The 19,296-nt window shown below is 41.2% G+C and carries 19 protein-coding genes; 11 read left to right on the forward strand and 8 right to left on the reverse strand.

Translation table 11 applies throughout. The features are described 5' to 3' along the window. Positions 1 to 223: 223 nt before the first annotated feature. Positions 224 to 721: an MSMEG_0567/Sll0786 family nitrogen starvation N-acetyltransferase gene (locus XEN7305_RS07060; RefSeq protein ID WP_006508688.1), complete on the reverse strand. Its 498-nt coding sequence runs from the start codon at positions 719 to 721 to the stop codon at positions 224 to 226. Between XEN7305_RS07060 and XEN7305_RS28950 the strand changes: the two genes are divergently transcribed. Further along, positions 708 to 881, forward strand: a complete 174-nt coding sequence (locus XEN7305_RS28950) for a hypothetical protein (protein WP_162140492.1) — start codon at positions 708 to 710, stop codon at positions 879 to 881. The two genes, XEN7305_RS07060 and XEN7305_RS28950, sit on opposite strands and share 14 nt — an antisense overlap. 10 nt (positions 882 to 891) lie before the next feature. Here XEN7305_RS28950 and XEN7305_RS07065 read toward each other — a convergent pair whose 3' ends face one another. The 4 genes from XEN7305_RS07065 to XEN7305_RS07080 form a co-directional block, all read right to left on the reverse strand. Next, complete coding sequence (locus XEN7305_RS07065) at positions 892 to 1,980, reverse strand: MSMEG_0568 family radical SAM protein (RefSeq protein WP_040897016.1); 1,089 nt, start codon at positions 1,978 to 1,980, stop codon at positions 892 to 894. 4 nt (positions 1,981 to 1,984) lie between these two features. Continuing rightward, positions 1,985 to 3,004, reverse strand: a complete 1,020-nt coding sequence (locus XEN7305_RS07070; protein ID WP_006508690.1) for a Nit6803 family nitrilase — start codon at positions 3,002 to 3,004, stop codon at positions 1,985 to 1,987. Positions 3,005 to 3,155: 151 nt separating this feature from the next. After that, positions 3,156 to 3,638, reverse strand: coding sequence for an MSMEG_0572/Sll0783 family nitrogen starvation response protein (locus XEN7305_RS07075; protein WP_006508691.1), 483 nt, complete (start codon positions 3,636 to 3,638; stop codon positions 3,156 to 3,158). A 97-nt stretch (positions 3,639 to 3,735) separates the two neighbouring features. Further along, on the reverse strand, positions 3,736 to 5,019 hold the full coding sequence (locus XEN7305_RS07080) for an MSMEG_0569 family flavin-dependent oxidoreductase (RefSeq protein ID WP_006508692.1): 1,284 nt from the start codon (positions 5,017 to 5,019) through the stop codon (positions 3,736 to 3,738). Between the two features lie 305 nt (positions 5,020 to 5,324). Between XEN7305_RS07080 and XEN7305_RS07085 the strand changes: the two genes are divergently transcribed. The 5 genes from XEN7305_RS07085 to XEN7305_RS07100 all read left to right on the forward strand — a co-directional run bounded on the left by XEN7305_RS07085 (position 5,325) and on the right by XEN7305_RS07100 (position 11,801). Beyond that, complete coding sequence (locus XEN7305_RS07085) at positions 5,325 to 5,801, forward strand: DM13 domain-containing protein (RefSeq protein ID WP_006508693.1); 477 nt, start codon at positions 5,325 to 5,327, stop codon at positions 5,799 to 5,801. A gap of 243 nt (positions 5,802 to 6,044) precedes the next feature. Next, entirely contained in the window at positions 6,045 to 9,020 is a 2,976-nt protein-coding gene (pruA, locus tag XEN7305_RS07090) for an L-glutamate gamma-semialdehyde dehydrogenase (protein WP_006508694.1), read from the forward strand. A gap of 25 nt (positions 9,021 to 9,045) precedes the next feature. Next, complete coding sequence (locus XEN7305_RS07095; protein ID WP_006508695.1) at positions 9,046 to 10,035, forward strand: SGNH/GDSL hydrolase family protein; 990 nt, start codon at positions 9,046 to 9,048, stop codon at positions 10,033 to 10,035. A 130-nt stretch (positions 10,036 to 10,165) separates the two neighbouring features. Continuing rightward, positions 10,166 to 10,342 carry a DUF4278 domain-containing protein gene (locus tag XEN7305_RS27480; RefSeq protein WP_006508696.1) on the forward strand — a complete coding sequence of 59 codons (177 nt, stop codon included), beginning with the start codon at positions 10,166 to 10,168 and terminating at the stop codon, positions 10,340 to 10,342. Between the two features lie 514 nt (positions 10,343 to 10,856). Beyond that, positions 10,857 to 11,801, forward strand: coding sequence for an SPFH domain-containing protein (locus XEN7305_RS07100; RefSeq protein ID WP_006508698.1), 945 nt, complete (start codon positions 10,857 to 10,859; stop codon positions 11,799 to 11,801). A 115-nt stretch (positions 11,802 to 11,916) separates the two neighbouring features. Here XEN7305_RS07100 and metK read toward each other — a convergent pair whose 3' ends face one another. Then, positions 11,917 to 13,170, reverse strand: coding sequence for a methionine adenosyltransferase (gene metK / locus XEN7305_RS07105; RefSeq protein ID WP_006508699.1), 1,254 nt, complete (start codon positions 13,168 to 13,170; stop codon positions 11,917 to 11,919). A gap of 149 nt (positions 13,171 to 13,319) precedes the next feature. Then, positions 13,320 to 14,084, reverse strand: coding sequence for an HAD family hydrolase (locus XEN7305_RS07110; RefSeq protein ID WP_006508700.1), 765 nt, complete (start codon positions 14,082 to 14,084; stop codon positions 13,320 to 13,322). Positions 14,085 to 14,199: 115 nt separating this feature from the next. On the opposite strand from XEN7305_RS07110, the gene XEN7305_RS07115 reads away from it, so the two are divergent. Together XEN7305_RS07115 and hrcA are read left to right on the forward strand one after the other, a co-directional pair. Continuing rightward, positions 14,200 to 14,547 carry a rhodanese-like domain-containing protein gene (locus XEN7305_RS07115; protein ID WP_006508701.1) on the forward strand — a complete coding sequence of 116 codons (348 nt, stop codon included), beginning with the start codon at positions 14,200 to 14,202 and terminating at the stop codon, positions 14,545 to 14,547. Positions 14,548 to 14,642: 95 nt separating this feature from the next. Next, positions 14,643 to 15,728, forward strand: coding sequence for a heat-inducible transcriptional repressor HrcA (hrcA, locus tag XEN7305_RS07120; protein ID WP_006508702.1), 1,086 nt, complete (start codon positions 14,643 to 14,645; stop codon positions 15,726 to 15,728). A gap of 15 nt (positions 15,729 to 15,743) precedes the next feature. Here the strand turns inward: hrcA and XEN7305_RS07125 are convergent, their stop codons facing one another. Continuing rightward, a complete protein-coding gene (locus XEN7305_RS07125) occupies positions 15,744 to 16,541 on the reverse strand; it encodes an aspartyl/asparaginyl beta-hydroxylase domain-containing protein (protein ID WP_006508703.1) in 798 nt (265 codons plus the stop codon). 382 nt (positions 16,542 to 16,923) lie between these two features. Between XEN7305_RS07125 and arsB the strand changes: the two genes are divergently transcribed. Genes arsB through arsC form a run of 3 tightly spaced genes read left to right on the forward strand, consistent with a single transcriptional unit; the run spans position 16,924 to position 19,155 of the window. Then, positions 16,924 to 18,078, forward strand: a complete 1,155-nt coding sequence (arsB, locus tag XEN7305_RS07130) for an ACR3 family arsenite efflux transporter (protein ID WP_006508704.1) — start codon at positions 16,924 to 16,926, stop codon at positions 18,076 to 18,078. 27 nt (positions 18,079 to 18,105) lie between these two features. Continuing rightward, on the forward strand, positions 18,106 to 18,726 hold the full coding sequence (arsH, locus tag XEN7305_RS07135) for an arsenical resistance protein ArsH (protein WP_006508705.1): 621 nt from the start codon (positions 18,106 to 18,108) through the stop codon (positions 18,724 to 18,726). Positions 18,727 to 18,759: 33 nt separating this feature from the next. Further along, positions 18,760 to 19,155: an arsenate reductase, glutathione/glutaredoxin type gene (gene arsC, locus XEN7305_RS07140; protein ID WP_006508706.1), complete on the forward strand. Its 396-nt coding sequence runs from the start codon at positions 18,760 to 18,762 to the stop codon at positions 19,153 to 19,155. The last annotated feature ends 141 nt before the right edge of the window (positions 19,156 to 19,296 follow it).

Here is a 19,296-nt window from a genome sequence, read left to right on the forward strand (position 1 = left end):
GTAACCCAGACAAACATAGCTCTCAATTAACAAAATTGTCAAACCTCCAATTTTTGACTGAAAATAAGAAAATGAAATACGCATAATACAAAAATGGAATTGCCGAAATTATTAATTGGCCTGAGTTATAGCGTTTTGTTGAACCTCCCAGGGATTACACCCGCGCTTAGGTTCGTCACACGACTTGGCAATTTTATGGTCTAGTCAGGACTGGTGTTCGGTTTTAGGGAAAAAAAGTCATTAACTGTAAAGAAGGTCGAGACTCATTACTCGGGGGATAAAAATCCAACTGGGCTTCCATAAGATGATGTGGCCGATCGCAGATAGTAACTTCCTCTAGAGAAGTCCAATGAAGACGCTGAAAGAATTTCACATTGGGTAATTGAACCGTAGCTAAAAAGCGATCGCATCCCCAAGTATTAGCTGTCGTCACAGCCTTTTTAATCAGCCCTTTGCCAATCCTTCCTCCACGACGAAAATCCTGATGAACTCCCAATCTCCCTCCGTACCATAATCCTGGCTCTGGTTCATAAATCCTGACAACCCCGACAACTTTATACTCGTCATTCACCGCAATAATCGGATAGGCACGAGCATCATTCTGATCGCGATCGCTAGTTTGAAAAATTCCTTGTTCTTGGCAGAATATTTGTTGTCTTAATAAAAAATAAGCAGCGATTTCTGTTGGTGATAAAGCTAGTTTGAATGTGTATTTAGTCATTCGTGATTGGATCGGTTATGCAAGAGAAAGGGAATCGGGAATCGGGAATCGGGAATCGGGAACAGGGAATCGGGAACAGGGAACAGGGAACAGGGAACAGGGAACAGGGAACAGGGAACAGAGCAATACTTTTGCCTCGGTACTTACAAGTTATTTTTAGTCATTCGTGATTAGTGATTAGTATTTTCAAAAACCGATAATGCCGAACAAGCTCCGCATTTAGCACAACCGGCTTTAATATCGCGAGAAGACATACCCGCATTGCTCAGCATCGCACCCACTTTTTCGTAAATGGCATACATAAACTCACTGCTAGGTGGTTGGTGATTTGCCAAGGGCGTCCCTGTAATCGGGACAAAAGGAACCACAAAAGGATAAACTCCCAAGTTAATCAAGCGATCACAAGTAGTGATGATTGTCTCTTGGCTATCTCCTAAACCAGCCAAAATATAAGTATTTACTTGTCCCCAACCAAAGACTTCGACAGCAGCCTCAAAAGCTTGAAAATAATAATCAAGAGATACTTGAGCCTTCCCTGGCATGATGCGATCGCGAACTTCCGGCTCAATAACCTCCAGATGCATCCCCAAGCTATCGATACCCGCAGCTTTCATTTTGGCAAACCAACTAAAATCGTCAGGCGGTTCACATTGCGCTTGAATTGGTAAATCAACTCGGGCTTTGACTGCGGCGGCACATTCGCTTAAATAGGCAGCTCCTCGATCCGTAACATTGGGGGTTCCTGTCGTCATCACCAAATGCTCCACACCATCCAATCGCACAGCAGCTTCTGCGACTTCAGCCAATTGGGCGGGAGTTTTTTGGGCGATGGTTTTCCCTGCGGCTAAAGATTGTCCGATCGCACAAAACTGACAAGAACTATTGCGATTGCCATAGCGAATGCAGGTTTGTAAAACAGTGGTCGCCAGTACATTATGACTATGTAGTAGGGCAATCTGACTATAAGGTATTCCTGCGGCTGTTTTGAGAGCGTAAAATTTTGGTTGTTGAGGCAAGGAGATCTCTGCGATCGCGCTGCCGTTTTCCTGGAGCACTCTGTCTTGGCTGGTCTCTATGCTATAGGGTGATTTAGCGGCAACATCATTATAGACAGGGATCATCACCGTCGTGCCATCTAGAGTTATGGCCTTATGATCCGATGGCCCGGCACCACCTTTTCTTCCCGAAACACCAGTATCTGCCTTGACTAGTTTTAAACCTTGAGATTGTAATTCTGTGATTAATTTTCGTTTGTCCATTCCTTTATGTTTGAATTGCTGATGATTGCCCATTGGCCGAATCAATCGCCTCTGTAGAATGTTCAATTTCCGAGACATTGAACTTGTGAATTTCGGTTTGATACCAAACACTTCGCTTATCAGTATTTAATTGCAGTTGCAGTAAATCGGGGCGAGAATAATGTCCCACCGAGTCCATCATCCGTTTGCGTTTGGTAATCAAAGAAAAATCCAGATCTGCGATCGCCATGCCCTCGCCTTCCGTTATCGGTTCACAAAGAGGAACCCCTTCAGGGGAAATAATTGTTGTGTAGCAACCACCAGTTAAAACCCTTTGTAAATTTTCATCAGGGCAGATTTTAGCTCTTTGTTCAGGAGTTAACCAACCAGTAGCATTGACCACAAAACAACCGGCTTCTAAAGCATGATGCCGAATCGTGACTTCTGTTTGATCGCTAAAGACTTGACCCACCATAGAGCCTGGAAACTGAGCACAGTGGATTTGCTCCTGCTGTGCCATCAAGCTATATCTAGCCAGGGGATTATAATGTTCCCAACAAGCTAAAGCACCCAATTTACCAACAGCCGTCTCCGATACTTGTAATCCCGAACCATCGCCCTGTCCCCAAACCATTCTTTCATGATAGGTAGGAGTAATCTTGCGTCGCTTGAGCAGCAAGCTGCCGTCCGCATCAAAAATCAACTGAGTATTGTACAGCGAACCGCCATCGCGTTCATTCACTCCCAGGACAACGACCATATTATTGGCCTTTGCGGCTTTACTAACTGATTCCGTGACAGGACCAGGAACTTCCACTGCTTCCTCATACAAACGCATATGTTCTTGGCCCATCAAGACCGGCGGTAGTACGAAAGAAAAATAGGGATAGTAGGGAATAAAAGTTTCAGGAAAAACAATTAATTGTACTCCTTCCTTCGCAGCATCTGCGATCGCCTGCAAAACCTTTTCCGTTGTACCTTCTCGGCTATACAAGACAGGGGAAATCTGTACAGCAGCAGCTTTGACAATAGGTGAATAATCCATTTTTTAAGGAATGAGAGATGAATAAAGGATGAGGGATGAATTATGAGGGATGAGGAGAGCAGTTGATATTTTGCATTGATTCTTTTTTAGATCAAGACTAAATACGATGAATTTTTCCTTATCCTTCATCCTTTATCCTTCATCCCTAGATTTAAGTTGTCCAAGTATCGAGAATGAAAGCACCTTCTTTGCGGTGTAGCAGAACAATATCTAAAACATCTAGGGGATTAATCGGTGTAATTCCAGGAATCAAAGAAGGCTCACCATGGCCATATAAAGCTTGCAAAGCAAAGCGACAAGCATAGACCTTACCACCTTCATCCATAATCTTGATTAATTGATTATTCATCGCCTGATGCCCAGGGAAAGATTCATCGCCAATTTTCGGGAAGCCTCGCTGCAAGCCCAAGGTAACCCCAGGACCATAAAGCAAGATGGAAGTCTCAAAGCCCTTGCGAATTAGACGAGTAGCTTGCAGTAAATTTACTAGCCCAATAGAACCTTCGAAAGCCACAGTATGAAAAGTAACTAACGCTTTTTCTCCAGGATCAGCTTGCACATCAGGAAATACTTTTTCCTCATAATCAACAAAAAAATCACCAGCTTTATGTGCAGGAGTCGTAACTTCAGGCATAATTTCTGTTCCTCTTAATATTCTGATAAATGGTCAAACTCGCGCGTTCCCTTGCTCGGTCGGCGCAGGGTCGCTCGTCAATGCTTAATCTTCAATGTCAAGAGCCAATCGCGGCTTCATTGACCGCCAACAATGTTCCTGGATAGGCATATTTCATTTTGGATAAAATATGATCGCAGATATAGGCCGCATCCCTAGCTATCCCCGAAAATCTTCCCGAACCCCAGGTATATTGCCAAGGAAGACCCAGGAAATATAAACCTTTGACACTTGTTACTCCGCGATCATGACTGGGATAACCCTTACCATCAAAGACCGGGACTTCGATCCAGCTAAAGTCGGCTTGATAGCCAATAGACCAAATAACAGCAGCAATATTGGCCTGCTTGTAATCAAGGTCTAAAACTTCTGTTTCCGGCTGCCATACTGGCTGATAGGGTTCCTCAAAAGGTGCGGTTATTTGATTCCTATCAATATACTCATCGATAGTCATTTTAATACTCTCGGCCACCTCATCAGCGCGATCAAGGTTCTGCTTGAGATTAGACTCAAACTTCAAGCGATCGCCAACAATATCTGTTAGAGAACCATACAGTTGCATGCCTTCTAAAGCGAAAGTCCTCAGATCGATTTCATGACCGCCATTGCGCCCAGTCACATAATGGTTTGTCTTGGTTCGGACATTGTCCCTATCAGGATGGTTATCAATAGTCAGATCGTAATAACCCAATTGATCCAACCAATCCACCACATCTTTACCTCGATAGTTACGAGGCGATCGCGGTGCGCCACCCACACAAAGATGTACTTTTCTGCCCATCAAATGCAAGTCTTCAGCAATTTGACAACCCGACTGACCCGTACCCACAACCAATATTTCGCCCTCGGGCAGCGATCGCGGATTTTTGTACTCAGACGAATGCAATTGCAAAATATTTGAGGGCAGCCTTTCCGCCATCCTCGGTATTTTAGGCAAATGGTAGCTACCAGTAGCAATTACGACTTGGTCGGCAGTATAGTCACCCAGGGATGTAGTCAACTCAAATAGTCCCTGCATTTGGTTTTTTTTGACCTTTAAAACCGCAACTCTTTCTTGAATAGAGGGATTAAAAGACTGGGCATAATCCCTAATATATTGGACTATCTGAGCCTTTTCCATAAACCCATTAGGATCATCTCCCGAATAATGGTAGCCAGGGAGGGTACATTGCCAATTGGGTGTAACCAAACAAAAACTATCCCAGCGCTTTTCTTGCCAAGAATGACCAATTTGATTTTTCTCAAAGATCATATGGTCAATGCCTTTATTCTTTAAACCATAGCCGATAGAAAGACCAGCTTGACCTCCTCCTACAACTATTACGGAGTAGTGTTTTTTCATTTACTAGCTTCCAGATTGCAATTGCCAATTACATCGGGGATTTTAATAATGATGTTATGGCTGAAGTAATCTATAGATTAGAAGTTCGTTATCGAAGCGCTTGTATATTTTGCTACCAAAGTACTAGGTAAATCTTTTGGTATATTCTCTAATTGCATAATAAATAAATTTAATTGCATAATAAATAAATTCTGAGGTTAATTTCGCTATTTTCCCAGGGGAATCTCAGAAAATCATCATTTGACATTTATCTTGGATTTTTATAGTAGTTATTGTCTGAATAACTAACTACAAGATCGAGAATTATGAACTTTCCAAACTTAAGAACATTTAGTTTAGCTTCCGTACTATTAGTGACCACGATTGGCTCTTTTGGTAATGCACTGGAGCTTAAGGCAGAATCATCAACCCTTCTCAATTCGCCCATAGTAATAGCTCAAGCGACAGAAAATAATAATTTTGTTTCCGTTGGCCGTAAAACAACTAAGGGACAAATCGAGATTGCTACTGATGAGAACGGTCAAAAATATATCGAATTTGACCAGTCTTTCGTCACGGATCAAGGCCCTGACTTGAAAGTGATTTTGCACCGCAAACCATCTGTCAGTTCTCGCATCAGTGAGAGTGATTACATTGAAATTGCACCTCTAGAAAGTTTTAGTGGTACACAGCGCTATTTAATTCCTGACGACGTAGATCTTAGTGAATATGCTGCTGTAGCTATTTGGTGTCGCCAGTTTAATGTCACCTTTGGCTATGCAACAGTGAACATTGACCATTGACCAAGGTCATAAGGCAGGCACATTTTCTTGTTCCTCCGTTCCCCGTTCCCTATTCCCCGTTCCCAAAAGCTCAAATCTTTCCTACCTCGCGAGTATAAAAACTGCTATAACTTCTTTTTGGTAAAGATTGATAACAATACAATAAGGGCAAAACAAACTTTGTTTACGATTCGTTACTTTGAAAGTAAAGCCAGAAAAAATGATTGTTAAATAATCTCTTGTCCTTAAAGGAGTTAGTGAATTGTGGTTGTCCAATCAAATAGTTACGAAGTAAAAACGCAGGAAATTGCTCAAGAATTAATTGCCTCGACCAGAAGCAAAAAAAACATTCTGGCTCGGATGCAAGAGCAAATGCGTTGGGATGATAAAGTTCTCGATTGGGCAATGAGTAACCCTGGCTTACGAGTCCAGTTATTTCGCTTGATTGACACAATTCCGGCACTACAGAGCAAAACGGAAATTGCCCGTCACTTGCAGCAATATATGAGTGATGAATCTGTAGAGTTGCCAGCTACTCTCAAAGGAATTCTCAACTTTACTGAGGCTAATTCTTTCCCCGCCCAAACCGCAGCTGCCACGATGATCAAAGCGGTGGAAAGTTTGGCCTACAAATATATTTCAGGAGAAACCATTACAGAAGTTATTAAAGCTATTGAAAAAGCTCGCAAAGATGGCATCGGATTTACTATCGATTTGCTAGGAGAAGCGGTTATCACCGAGCAAGAAGCCCATTCCTATCTAGGGAAATATTTAGAGCTCATTGAACAATTATCTGCCAAAGCCCAAACTTGGAAAAGACAAGAAGGTATTGATTTAGTGGGTGACGAAACTTTGCCCCAAGTACAGGTTTCGGTTAAGTTAACAGCATTTTATTCCCAATTCGATCCTTTAGACCCGGTCGGCAGCAAGGCCAAGGTACGCGATCGCATTAAGATTTTATTGGCTAAGGCGCAAGAATTAGGTGCGGCAGTTCATTTCGATATGGAACAGTACCAATATAAAGACTTGACTCTAGCTATTCTCAAAGAATTACTACTAGAGCCAGAATATCGCGATCGCACTGATATTGGCATGACCTTACAAGCCTATCTGCAAGATTCCTATCGGGATTTAGAACAATTAATTGCCTGGGCTAAAGAAAGGGGCAACCCCATCACTGTGCGATTAGTCAAAGGCGCTTATTGGGATAGTGAGACTATTAAGGCTGAGCAAAACCATTGGCAAAAACCTGTATATAGTCAAAAAGCGGCTACTGATATCAATTTTGAGCGGATGACTCGACTATTGCTCGAAAATCATCAGCATCTCTATGGCGCTATTGGTAGTCATAATACGCGATCGCAGGCTGTGGCTTGTGCGATCGCCGAGAGTCTCCAGATTCCCCCTCGTCGCTTCGAGATGCAAGTTCTCTATGGCATGGGAGATCAACTGGCCAAAGCTTTAGTAAAAAGAGGACATCGCGTCAGAGTTTATGCTCCCTATGGCAAGCTCTTACCAGGCATGGCCTATTTAATACGTCGTTTGCTAGAAAATACGGCTAATAGTTCTTTTTTGCGGCAGAATTTGGCAGAGAAGTCGGTAGAAGACTTAATTTCTCCACCTAAGCTTCCCCTAACCCCCTCCTCAAAGGCGGGGGAAGATTTCCACGCCCTCTTCCAGAATTCAGCAGATACAGACTATGCAGATGAGGAATTAAGAACTAAATCGCAGCAAGCATTAAAAGAGGTTAGCAATAGTTTAGGAAAAACCTATTTACCCTTGATTAACGGTGAATATGTGGAAACAACTGAATATATCAGTTCGGTCAATCCTTCTCGAGAACGGGAACTGATTGGTAAAATTGGCTTGATTTCGGTTGAACAGGCAGAACAGGCTTTACAAGCGGCCAAATCAGCTTTTACCCTCTGGAAAAATACTCCCGCTGTCGAGAGAGCCAATATTCTCCAAAAAGCGGCCGATATCATGGAGTCGAGACGACATGAGTTGAATGCTTGGATTTGCTTAGAAGTAGGCAAAATATTGCCCCAGGCCGATGGAGAAGTTTCTGAGGCGATCGATTTTTGCCGTTACTATGCAGCGGAAATGATCAGGCTGGATGAGGGTTATAACTATGATGTAATGGGTGAAACCAACCGTTATTTCTATCAGCCTAAAGGAATTGCAGTGGTGATTTCTCCTTGGAATTTTCCCTTTGCGATCGCAACTGGCATGACCGTAGCGGCCTTAGTCACAGGGAACTGTACTCTTCTCAAACCAGCAGAAACTTCTTCGGTAATTGCGGCCAAAATAGTCGAAATTTTAATCGCAGCGGGTATCCCCAAAGGCGTTTTGCAATTTGTCCCGGGCAAAGGTTCTGTAGTTGGGGCTTATATGGTGAAACATCCTGCTACCCATGTGATTGCTTTTACTGGTTCACGGGAAGTGGGCTGTCGGATCTATGCCGATGCCGCGATATTGCAACCAGGACAAAAACATCTCAAAAAGGTGATTGCCGAAATGGGGGGCAAAAATGCCATCATCATTGATGAAAGTGCTGATTTGGATCAAGCGGTCGCGGGGGTAGTTTACTCGGCATTTGGTTATACGGGACAAAAATGCTCGGCTTGTTCGCGGGTCATTGTGGTTGAGACTGTTTACGATGCTTTGGTGGAAAGATTGGTTGAAGCGACTAAGTCTCTAAATATTGGGGAAACTGATTTACCCAGTAGCCAAATTGGGCCAGTGATTGATAGTACGGCACGCGATCGCATTTTAGAATATATTGCTTTGGGAGAAAAAGAATCTAATCTGGCTCTTTCGATGCCTGTGCCGACAGGAGGTTATTTTGTGCCGCTGACGATTTTTACTGATGTGTCCCCACAAGCTGCGATCGCCCAAGAGGAAATTTTTGGCCCTGTCTTAGCTGTCATCAAAGCTAGTAATTTTGATCAGGCTTTAGCGATCGCGAATAATACCGATTATGCTTTGACTGGAGGTTTATATTCGCGGACTCCTGAGCATATAGCCAGAGTTGGGAGAGAATTTGAAGTGGGGAATCTTTATATAAACCGCAGCATTACAGGTGCGATCGTAGCCCGTCAACCTTTTGGGGGATTCAAGCTTTCTGGAGTCGGTTCTAAGGCAGGAGGAGCGGATTATTTATTACAGTTTTTGGAACCTCGTGTTGTCACGGAGAATATTCAGCGCCAAGGTTTTGCACCGATTGAAGGTAATGAATAGACGAAAAATGCGATACAAAACAAGAATGAGCAAAAATGATCCTAGTTTGGATTTCAGTAAACTATATGTTTTTGGTGATAGCCTCTCAGATCAGGGTAATGTTTTTAATCTAACGAGTTCTGCACAGCCCTTTGAAAGTTTATTCAATTTGGATATTCCCGTAGTTCCTAGCTCTCCCTATTTTGAAGGGCGCTTTTCTGATGGACCAGTTTGGGTAGAAAATTTGGCCACAGATTTGGGATTAACGATTACTCCTTCTACTGAATTATCTACCTTTAGTCTTCAAGAACCATTTTTTACTTCAAGTTTTAACGGCGCTACAACGACTCAAAGTGTTAATTTTGCCTATGGCGGAGCCCAAACAGGAGCAGATGGTGCTGGCGACTTGGGTAATTTTATCCCAGGAGTACTAGCTCAAGTTCAATTCTTCATTGATGATCATCAAGAAGCTGAGCAGTTAGCTGACTCAGAAGCTCTTTATATTATCTGGGCTGGTCCTAATGATTACCAAACGGTTCCTGATGCTGACCCGGAAATAGTAGTTGATAATTTAGAAACTGCGATCGAATCTCTTTTTGAACTTGGCGGTCGTAATTTTCTGGTTCCTAATTTGCCAGATTTAGGTCAAACACCAATTGCTCAAACCCCAAATCGTCCCGTCTTGCCCGATCAACTTACTAATTTATCTCAACAGCATAATTTATTGTTAGAGGAAACGCTAGATGAGTTGAGTGATGATTTAACTGGCATCAATATCATACCGCTTGAAGTTGATGAACTATTTGATAATATTGTTGCCAATCCTGACGAATTTGGATTCACCAACATTTCTGAACCTTGTCTCAATGCTAATCCTATTGATTTGACAGAAGAAGAGATCATGAATTTGGGGGTCTGCGCTCAAACTGATGAATATTTGTTTTGGGATCAACTTCATATTACAGCTTCTGCTCAAGAGATATTGGGAGAGTTTGCTTCAGAAGCTTTAAATATTCAAAACGAGTTTTTTGTTTAATAGCGATCGCCTGTCTTGAAACAATATTAATTGCGATCGCTTTTCTCTTCTATGCATATTTTTGGCTCTAAGACCTATTAGAAATTAACAAAGCAAATCACATTACATTAGCTCTAAAGGAGTATCAAAAATGCAATTACGTTTTTTAGGTCAAGCTTACTCTACCGACAATAATCAAATTAGAACTGTCGCTACTGAACAAACAGCTCGTTTCCTTGGACAAAGCTACACTCCCCGTCGTCCTGTTCAAACTTCTAATTCTCAATTAGGTCTCAGAAAATATCGTGGGATTGCCTATGGTGGTTAATTTAAACGACGGTTATCCTTTAATCCTTTGACTTATGCCAGTCTTTAGTAGGACTGGTTTTTTGTTAAATATTGAGCAATTATTAATAGCGATCGCTATAATGTAATGAAGGAGAATTAATTATTGATTGGAGTAGGAAGCTAAAAAATAAAGGCAATTCAGTTAATGTCATTTAAATGCGTCTAAGCTTATAGAAGGATGGCAGGATAATCCAGTAAGTGATCACAGAAGTGCGAGCCTCACTGATCGCAATCAGTCAAAACAGAAATCCAGCATTATGGAATTGGAAGGATTGGGAAAAGATATCTGGCAGGGTATTGATGCTCAGGAATATGTGGATCAAGAGCGTAGCTCATGGAATGGCTAAAACCACTACAGGGCAAAATTGTTGGCTTAGACACCGCACCTCTCATTAAATTCTCATACTTGATGAAATGGTGACTTAATGAAAAAAAGGGATAGGATTGAAGCGGCATTTGCCAATCAAAAACACCTTATAAAGAGGATTTAGAAAATGGGTAATTTTTTTACTTTAGTAATCTTATTTTTCCTTGGGTCAGGGCTCTTAAGCTCTGTGAAAATAGTTAAAGAAAAAGAAGAATATCTTGTAGAAAGCTTAGGGAGTTATAAAAAAACCTTAGAACCAGGCTTAAATTTTACTGTTCCTTTTATCGATAAAATTACCTACAAGGACACTGTCCGCGAAAAAGTTCTCGACGTTCCTGCCCAATCCTGCATTACCCGTGATAACGTATCCATTTCCGTTGATGCAGTAGTGTACTGGCGAATCATGGATATGTACAAAGCATTTTATAAAGTCGAAAACCTTAGAGATGCCATGGTCAACTTAGTCCTTACCCAAATCCGTTCTGAGATGGGAAAACTAGAACTAGACCAAACCTTTACGGCTCGCACAGAAATCAACGAGATTTTGCTTCGAGAACTAGACGTTTCCACAGATCCCTGGGGAGTTAAAGTAACTAGAGTGGAACTTCGAGATATTATGCCTTCTAAAGCAGTCCAAGACTCGATGGAATTGCAAATGGCAGCAGAAAGACAAAAACGCGCAGCCATTCTGACTTCGGAAGGGGAAAGACAATCGGCAATCAACTCAGCCCAAGGTCAGGCCGAATCTAAAATATTAGAAGCTGAAGCGATGAAAACAGCCGAAATCCTTAGAGCAGAAGCCCAAAAACAAGCAATTCTTCTCAAAGCCGAAGCCGAAAAAGAAGAACAAATTATGAACGCCAAAGGGACCGCAGCAGCATTAGAGATTGTGGTTGAAAAACTCGCACAAGACCCCAAAGCACAAGAGGCCCTACAATACCTACTCGCACAAAACTACCTGGAAATGGGTAAAGAAATCGGCAATAGCGATAGTAGTAAAGTAATGTTCCTCGACCCTAGTAGCATGCTTTCTACTATTGAAGGTGTCAAATCAGTAATTAGTGAACATTAAAAGTTTATTTACGAGAGTATTCGAGCCAAAGAGACAAAGAGGGAAAGGGAGACAAGGAGAACTTTTTTCCTCATCCCTCATCCCTCATCCTTCATCCCTGCCTTGTCCCTTATTTCTAGACGGTTGCCTCAACTAGGCGATACTCTTTTAAAGCTTCAACCTTATCTAGCTGCTCCCAAGGCAAATCTAAATCAGTTCTGCCGAAATGTCCGTAGGCCGCTACTTCTTGATAGAAACGACCACCTCTTTCTTTGGGTAGCTCACGCAACTTAAGAGTCTGCAAAATACCTGCAGGACGAAGCTCAAAATGTTTTAGAACAATTTCTAATAACTTATCCTCAGCAATTTTAGCAGTGCCAAAAGTTTCGAGGAACACACTAACGGGTTTTGCAACTCCGATCGCATAACTCACTTGCACTTCGCATTTATCTGCTAGGCCAGCAGCAACAATGTTTTTGGCTACATAACGGCAAGCATAGCAAGCGCTACGGTCAACTTTTGTGGGATCTTTACCCGAAAAAGCTCCACCACCATGACGGGAATAACCACCGTAGGTATCGACAATGATTTTTCTTCCTGTTAAACCAGAATCCCCTTGAGGCCCACCAACAACAAATTTACCTGTAGGATTCACCAAGAAACGAGTATTGTCATCAGGTTGCAAATCAATATCTTCAAAGACGGGCTTAACTACTTTGACCCAAAGATCTTCTTTGATTTTTTGCTGAACATCATCATTTTCTGTCAAATCTCCAATAGTGGCAGTATGTTGCGTGGAGATCAAGATTGTGTCAATACCGACAGGCTTGCCATCTTCATAAACCACAGAAACTTGAGTTTTGCCATCAGGCCGGAGATAGGACAACCCACCTACTTTACGGGCCGCAGTCAAACTACGAGAAATCCGATGAGCCAAACTAATAGGCATTGGCATTAGTTCAGGAGTTTCGTTACAGGCATAACCAAACATAAGTCCCTGGTCGCCTGCACCGATTTTGTCCAACTCATCATCGCTGAGTTCACTACGCTGTTCTTGGGCAGAACTAACACCTTGAGAAATATCAGGAGACTGCTCATCCAAAGCAATTAAAACTGAGCAACTATCGGCAGAAAAGCCATTTTCTGCGTGAGTATAACCAATCTCAGCTATTTTATTTCTGACCAATTTGACATAATTAACTTCTGCCTGGGATGTGATTTCCCCTGTAACTAAGACCAAGCCCGTGTTGACAACCACTTCTGCTGCAACTCGGCTTAGAGGATCTTGAGCCAACAAAGCATCTAAAATAGTGTCAGAAATCTGGTCACAAATTTTGTCGGGATGACCTTCTGTAACGGATTCGGATGTAAACAAGTAACGACTAGACAATTTTATTTAATCCTCTCTTAAATATTTAAGTAAGCTGATAGACATCAATCTTTTTAGAACATTGAAGACATACTGGAAATATATCTTAGGTCTTGACCATAAAATCTATGCAGGTTTAAGGTAAATCAGCCGGTGGAAAAATGGTGACTTCAAACTATCAAATAATTACTTGGTTTGTCCAAAATCTTAATATCTTCTAAATGAGTTATCGTAACATTTGCCTGAGATAAATGCTCTGTATCGATATTTTCCCAACAAATTCCAATAGTTCCCGCCGCACCTGCTTGCTGTGCCATGATAATATCTCCAACAGAATCTCCTACCATCAGAGTATTTTGGGGTTGAACGTTTAGACTTTGGCAAGCTTTGAGATATAGCTTAGGATCTGGTTTCTGAATATTGCGATCGCTACCGATCAAGACTTTAAAGTAGTCTTGAATTTTCTCTCGTGCTACAAATTTTTTGATTCCCGATAGTGAATCAGCAGAAATAATTCCTAATTGGCATTGTGCGGTGATTAGCTGCTCGAATAAGCCCAAAGCCCCAGGAAAGATGGGGGAAGTTTTTTTGGTGGGGATAATATTGTTGGCAGCTGATTCAAAGGCTTGATAGGCAATTTCTTGAGCTTGATACCATCCACAACCACTACTAGCAATATAAGCTGCTGCTGCCAGTTCATTTTCCTGGCGACTACCGACGGCCATTAATCCTTTAGGATCAATTTTTTCCAAATCAATGCCAAATGCTTGGGACAAATAGCTGGCAATCTCCATATGATGGGAAGCTAGTAAATCTAGGCGTTCGGTTGCTAGCTGATGCAAATAAAGGCGGGAGTCTTCGATTGTGCCATCCTTATCAAAAAATATTGCCTCAATATCAGTAAATATTTTGTCTTTGCAAGTAATTGTGATCATCGAAAATTAAAAAACCTCCATCTGAATTTCAATATCTGAGCCTCATGGACGCTTCCGGCCTCAGCATTCGTTTAAAATATTCTGGAACATAAATTACAAATCCATCGCAAAAACCATGACCTATTCTTCGATTCCCGAAATCTCTGTGACCGAATTAGCCCAACTCATGGCAGACCAAGAGACTCCACGACAATTCATCGATGTGAGGGAACCAGGAGAAGTTGCGATCGCAAGCATTCCAGAGTTTCAGGTTTTACCATTAAGTCAATTTGCTGAATGGGGTGGGGCAATAAGCACTCGTTTTGATCTGGAGACGGAAACTATTGTCCTATGCCATTATGGGATGCGATCAGCTCAAATGTGTCAATGGTTAATTAGTCAAGGTTTTAGTAATGTCAAAAATGTTTCTGGAGGAATCAATTCTTATTCAGTAATGATTGATCCAAATGTTCCTAAGTACTAATATAAGTATGTAGTTGTTGTGACAGTACTACAGTAAAGATTATACTTAAATTTAACGAAGTCAAACTGGCAAATTATTCATTAACTCACAGCTAAATGTCTGCTAAGCCAAATTTAACTAAAAGACATCAAAGTATACTGAAAGCAACCATAGAACATTATATTGCCACAGCAGAGCCTGTTGGTTCTAAGGTAATTGCCCAGGGATATAATTTAAATGTTAGCTCTTCAACTATTCGTAATGTGATGGGACGCTTGGAGGCAGCAGGCTTACTATATCAACCCCATACTTCAGCGGGTAGAATTCCTTCAGATTTTGGTTATCGGCTCTATGTCGATCGCCTGCTAATTCATAATGAAACTATCGCCAAAAAATTAGAACAATCTCTACAACAAAAACTTCCCAAGGAAAAAGTTAGCAGCTTTGAAACCTTGATTCAAAGATCTACCAAAATACTTTCGGCTCTCAGTGGCTATATTGCTTTAATCACTTTTCCCCAAAGTCCTAGTGACACTTTACGACATATTCAGTTGGTGCAAGTGGCCTCAGGACAAATCATGCTTATTCTGGTCACCGACTCCTATCAAACAGAATCAATTCTTATCGAGTCATCATCCTTTATTGCCGAACAAGATCAACTGGATGATGAGATGATCACAGAAGAATTACAAATTCTTTCTAACTTTTTGAACCACAAATTAAAAGGAAAAGCTCTCTCCGCGATCGCGAGTCTCAATTGGCAAGAAATTGATCGAGAATTTGAGCATTATACAGACTTTTTACAAATACTTTCTCAAAAAATTAACTCTCACCTCAAGCCTTCTGATGATAAACCAATAGTAGTTCATGGCATTGCTGAAGCTCTACGCCAACCAGAATTTTCCCAGTTAAAACAAGTCCAGACTTTATTATATTTATTAGAAGAAGAACAAAAGCAATTATGGTCAGTGATTTTTGCCCTTCCAGATCATGAGCATACTGACAAGAAAATTACAATTAAAATTGGTGCCGAAAATCCCTTGGAGCCGATGCGAGCCTGCACCTTAATCTCGGCAAATTATTGCATTGATGATACTCCAGTGGGAAGCGTAGGGGTGATTGGCCCCACAAGAATGCTTTATGACAACACAATAACCCTAGTAGAAACCACTGCGGAATATCTTTCCGATGCTTTCAAATAATTTGGATTAGATAATTTACAAACCTTGGTCCCATTCTAATTGATGAGCTAAACCATATTTGATAAAGTCTTCTCGTTTCACGCGATCGCTCTTGCCGAAAACTCCCAGGCTATAGGGATTATCCTGCATTCTTTGACTAACTAATTTTTGCTCAAATTGCCTTACTGCATCTCGGGGCTGATCCGTTTTAAAAAAATCGACAATCAAAACTGTTCTGTCAAAGTCAGTATAGTTATGAGGGCAATGGGGATAACTATGATCGAGAATCATAAATTCTCCTTCACGCCAATAAAGCTTCTCATGACAGATTTGCATTGCCACATCTCCTTTCGGCACAATCAAACCTAAATAGCCTCGATTCATATGAGGATTATAATTGACATGAAGTTTGATATCTAACCCTGGATGAAAAGTCCCGAAATAAACATTTCTAGCAATGTTATTGTTACGAGAATTGACTTGGGTAATTACCTCAGCCAAAGTGGGAAAATATTTGTTTCTGAGCTCTAAAGCTTTGGTTGCTGCGATCGCAGACCCATAGTCAGGATAATCTATTTGGTATTTTTGAATATATTCCTCGATAAAGTCTCCTTGAAATAAAATCCCAAAGGCACTGTATCTTTTGTCACCTTTAGTTTTAATAGTTTTGGTTTTTGGCCCCATTACATTGGAGGTTAAGCTTAATTCTTCCTCAGATGAGTGCTCTCTGAATTTGATAAACTCGTCTCTGATCTCTTGCCAATTATCTTGAAAGCTTTTTAAAAAAGGAAATGTTTGGGGATCTAAATTGTATTCACTATAGGTTTTTATCATTTGGCTAATTGCTAATTGCTGATTGCTAATGGCTAATTGCTAATAGAGCCATCAATTTTACGTCAATCATAACCAAAGTCTGTGTCTGAGAGTTGCGAATAAATAAATACTTATAGAACCCTCTTTTGTGTCCCAACATTACTCAAAAATTATTCAATACATCAAGATTTTTTGATGTAAGATGAAGTCACTCCTAAATTTTTGATATAAAGCAAAAGATGAATAAAATCCCTTTTATATTCTTATTTATTGATTACAGGAATAAAATTAATCTCTTTTGGGTTGTTTCTTAGCTTCTAATTTCTCGGGCAATAGCATCAGGAAAAATTGATAAGTACAAATAACAATAGTTATTTGATTAGTAGAATAAAGAGTACTATTCATGAATTCAGAAAATCCACCAATCAATGCCAAAGCAGTCAAAGCTGGCAGCCAACTAAGTTTTTTTGAGAAATATCTGACCCTCTGGGTCGCTCTCTGCATTGTCATCGGTATTGGTCTGGGAAGAACTTTTCCTGGGGTTGCCCAATCGCTGGATGCGATGAGTGTTTATAACGTTTCCTTACCGATCGCAGTTTGTCTGTTTTTCATGATGTATCCGATCATGGTGAAAATTGACTTTTCCCAGGCGGTGAAGGCAGCGAAAACCCCCAAGCCTGTAGTTTTAACTCTAGTGATTAATTGGCTGATTAAGCCTTTTACAATGGTAGTATTTGCCCAGTTTTTCCTGGGGGGATTATTCCAGTCTTGGTTACCGGAAACTGAGATGATTCGGGGTGTCGAAGTTAGTTTGGCTAATTCCTATATTGCAGGGGCGATTTTATTGGGAATTGCTCCTTGCACAGCAATGGTTTTGATGTGGGGCTATTTGTCCTACAGTAATCAAGGTCATACTTTGGTGATGGTAGCAGTTAATTCTCTGGCGATGTTGTTTCTCTATGCACCATTGGGCAAATGGTTGCTGTCGGCGAATAATCTGACGGTTCCTTGGCAGACTATTATGTTGTCGGTTGTGGTCTATGTAGGCTTGCCGTTAATCGCAGGAGTGTTTAGTCGCTATTGGATTTTTAAGCATAAGGGACAGCGTTGGTTTGAAGAAGAGTTTTTGCATTATCTTTCTCCCATTGCGATCGCAGCCTTACTGCTCACCTTAGTTTTGCTGTTTGCCTTCAAAGGAGAACTAATCGTCAAAAACCCGCTCCATATTCTATTGATCGCAATTCCCTTATTTTTGCAAACCAATTTTATTTTCCTGATCACCTATGTCGCGGGACTAAAATTAGGTCTTGATTATGAAGATGCGGCACCTGCGGCCTTAATTGGAGCGAGTAATCATTTTGAAGTCGCGATCGCCACTGCGGTCATTTTGTTTGGCTTAAACTCAGGTGCTGCTTTAGCAACTGTAGTGGGTGTGTTGATTGAAGTACCAGTAATGTTGATGTTGGTGGAATTTTGTAAGCAGACTGCTAATTGGTTTCCTCGGCATCCCGAGAAGGCGACTTTGCTCGATCCTCGTTGCGCAAGCCCTTATCAGTAGTTTTTATTTAATATTAGGAAAGTAACAATGAGCAATTTTGACCATCCACCAAGAATTTTATTCTTATACGGCTCTTTACGGGAGCGTTCCTATAGTCGTCTAGTGGCAGAAGAGGCCGCCCGAATTATTGCAGATATGGGCGCAGAAGTTAGGTTTTTTCATCCCCATGAATTGCCATTGCGAGGACAAGTGCCAGAAACTCATCCCAAAGTCCAAGAGCTGCGGGAGTTAAGCCAATGGTCTGAAGGTCAAGTCTGGTCTTCCCCCGAAATGCATGGCAATGTTACGGGTATTCTTAAAAATCAGATTGATTGGATACCTTTGAAGATTGGCTCAGTGCGGCCAACTCAAGGCAAAACTTTGGCCGTTATGCAAGTTAGTGGGGGTTCACAATCTTTTAATGCGGTTAATACTCTGCGAATTTTGGGGCGCTGGATGCGAATGTTTACAATTCCCAATCAATCCTCTGTGGCAAAAGCTTATCAGGAGTTTCATGAAGACGGCACAATGAAGGATTCACCTTATCGCGATCGCGTGATCGATGTTATGGAAGAATTATATAAATTCACCTTGCTGTTACGAGATCAGGTTGATTATCTAACTAATCGTCATAGCGAAAGAAAAGCCCAAGAAAAAGACAAAAATTAAGCCCACAATCAATAATTTTAGAGAATAAAAGCCATGAAAAAAGTCATGTTTGTTTGTAAAAGAAATTCTTGTCGTTCTCAAATGGCAGAAGGGTTTGCGAGAACATTGGGCAAAGGAAAAATTGAAGTCACTTCTTCAGGATTAGAAGCTAGTCGCGTGCATCCGACGGCGATCGCAGTAATGTCGGAAGTTGGTATTGATCTGAGGGAGCAAACTTCTGATCCTTTGAGCAATTTTAAGGCGGAAGAATATGATGCGGTAATTTCTATGTGTGGTTGTGGTGTCAATTTACCTGTTGAATGGGTAACCCAGGAAGTTTTTGAAGATTGGGAATTAGAAGATCCTGACGGCCAGGCGATCGCGACCTTTCATCGTGTCAGAGATGAAATCAAGGAGAAAGTAGCCAATTTAATTAATCAACTTATTTAACCTGGGTTCGATGAGTACAAAATTTACTAGTTCTGAATAAAGACTTGGGGATTTAGGGATTTGGGGATCTAGGGAAAAGCCTATTACTTCGTGGTTCAACTTGGGAAATTTAATCAAAAGGAAAATTCGTCGAACTCACGT

This window comes from Xenococcus sp. PCC 7305, assembly GCF_000332055.1.
Lineage (GTDB): Bacteria > Cyanobacteriota > Cyanobacteriia > Cyanobacteriales > Xenococcaceae > Xenococcus.